1 pseudogene is annotated in these 546 nt (G+C 32.1%); it reads left to right on the plus strand.

The features are described 5' to 3' along the window. Positions 1-143: pseudogene (locus ACFINC_RS11835) on the plus strand (hemin-binding protein E); the annotation flags it as partial. Positions 144-546 lie beyond the last annotated feature (403 nt).

Consider the following 546-nt stretch of genomic DNA (forward strand, 5'->3'; position numbering starts at 1 on the left):
TTGACTTTGCAATGACAGACACTGTTCTGTTGCGTGAAGAATAACGTTAATCAGATTACGCTAAACAAGCATTTGTAAAGGACGGGGATAAAATAGCTTATAAAACCAATGATTTCCGTGTTGGTGTTGCATACAAGTTCTAATTTCGTAAATAACGCAATTATGAAGACAAAAAACACTAAGGCCTCGTTTAACGGGGCCTTTTATTTTATTAGCTCCCTATTTTATCTCTTTTAATCCCTTCTATTTTTATTATACCATTGCATGGTGTAAAATTTTAAAGAAGGAAGTTTTATATTATAAAGGGTGAATTGGTTCCATATATAAAAAGATTTTATAACTATTTAGTACGTAAAATCTTATATCGCTGCTGCTATTTTTCACGCTTAAGTGAAAAGCATTTAATTCATCTCAAAAATAGAAAAAGATCATAACCAGTGACGCGTTTTAGTCTACTTTTATATGCTAGGTTAAAGTGGGCGTACTACAATATATCTGTTGGAGTAATCTCTCAAACGAGAATACAATCCCATTGGGAAAGCATAT

This window comes from Bartonella sp. AP58NXGY (assembly GCF_042195785.1).
Classification (GTDB): Bacteria; Pseudomonadota; Alphaproteobacteria; order Rhizobiales; family Rhizobiaceae; genus Bartonella.